The following is a 1422-nucleotide window of genomic DNA, read 5'->3' as shown; positions in this document are numbered from 1 at the left end:
GCGAGCAGCGGCGACAGGCATATCGCGGGCGGCGCGTCACCAGAACCTGGAACTGCGCCGGTATCACGTCGAGCCGCTCGGAGACATCCTCCCCGATCCGGGTCATCTCGCCACAGCCGCAGGGGCAAAGGGTGCTGGCAGGCTCGATCACGCGTTCGATCCGAGGCAGATGCGCCGGCAGATGCCCACGGTTGCGCGCGGGCTTGCGCGGTTCTTCCCCGCGCGCCTGAGCAAGTGCTGCCGCAGCCTTCTCCTGTGCGGCCTCCAGCACGCCCTGGGCCAGTTCGGCGTCTTCGAGCGGCAGATTGAACTGGTCGGGTGACAACTTCTCGGAACTCTTGCCGAAGCGTTCGCGCTGCGAGGCGCGCAATATTCCCTCCAGCCGACGGTTGGCCTCCTGCACCTCCACGAGCGCCGCCTCGACCTCTGCAAGGCGGGCCTTCAGATGAGCGTTCTCGCGGCTGAGAGTGTCGGCGTCCATGGCCGAAGTGAATCACGCGGATGCCGTTCTGGCCAGTAAAAACGGGGATTTTTGTGCATCAGATGCGCCTATCCTGCAACCAGCGGGCGCCGCACCCGCTCGGGTCTGACCAGGCGCCAGTCCAACCCCTCGAACAGCGCCGCCAGTTGCGCCGACGACATCCGCATCACCCCGTCCCGCACCTGCGGCCAGACAAACTTACCGCCCTCGAGCCGCTTGTGAACAAGCACCATCCCGGTCTGGTCCCACACCAGCAGCTTGATCCTGTCCGCCCGCCTCGAGCGGAAGACGAAGACCGCCCCACAGAACGGATCGAGCCCGAACATCTCCTGCACGGCCAGCGCAAGACCGTCGATCCCCTTGCGGAAGTCCACCGGGCGCGTCGCCACGTAGACCTTCACCGGCCCTCCCTGACTGAGCATCATGATGCCGCTGCCCGCGCCGCCCGGATCACCCGCGTCAGCAGAACCTCATCGGTATCTGAGCCGACGCGGATCACGACATCGCCGACAACGATCTCCAGGCCGGTGGTGACCGCCGTCTCTGCCGGCATCTCCGCTGCGGCGCCCTCGGCGATCAGCTCGGCGAACATCGGCAGGGCCACCACGCTCTCGGGCACAACAAACTGACCCGTCCGCAGCTTCTTCCGCCAGTCATACACCTGCCAGCGCGTCGTCCCGTGCCGCCGCGCGACATCCGTCACGGAAGCTCCCGGCACCAGGCTCTCCGCCGCGATCCGCGCCCGCTCGGCCTTCGTGCGCCGCCGCCGACCGGTCGGCCCCTCGATCACCTCCAGCCGTGAAACATCACCACCCGAAGAGCCGTCCAAATGGACGCCCACTTTGCCGCCTCGTTCCAACCCAACACCTCCAACGCTCATGCGCCCGGAGAATGGCCCGGTCAGATCAGAAGCGGCAGGAGGGGATCAGCGTCGCGCTTAC

At 66.9% G+C, this 1422-nt stretch carries 3 protein-coding genes; all 3 read right to left on the bottom strand.

What is annotated here, in order from left to right:
• The coding region (locus RGD00_RS23285) for an IS66 family transposase zinc-finger binding domain-containing protein (protein WP_310459614.1) at positions 1-481 on the bottom strand (481 nt) is incomplete at its 3' end.
• A 68-nt stretch (positions 482-549) separates the two neighbouring features.
• Positions 550-882, bottom strand: a complete 333-nt coding sequence (gene tnpB / locus RGD00_RS23280) for an IS66 family insertion sequence element accessory protein TnpB (protein ID WP_310459613.1) — start codon at positions 880-882, stop codon at positions 550-552.
• Between the two features lie 20 nt (positions 883-902).
• Positions 903-1310, bottom strand: coding sequence for an IS66-like element accessory protein TnpA (tnpA, locus tag RGD00_RS23275; RefSeq protein WP_310459612.1), 408 nt, complete (start codon positions 1308-1310; stop codon positions 903-905).
• Positions 1311-1422: the final 112 nt, after the last annotated feature.

The sequence above is a fragment of the Ruixingdingia sedimenti genome, from assembly GCF_031432425.1.
Lineage (GTDB): Bacteria > Pseudomonadota > Alphaproteobacteria > Rhodobacterales > Rhodobacteraceae > Ruixingdingia > Ruixingdingia sedimenti.
This window is presented reverse-complemented; position numbering and strand designations above follow the sequence as displayed.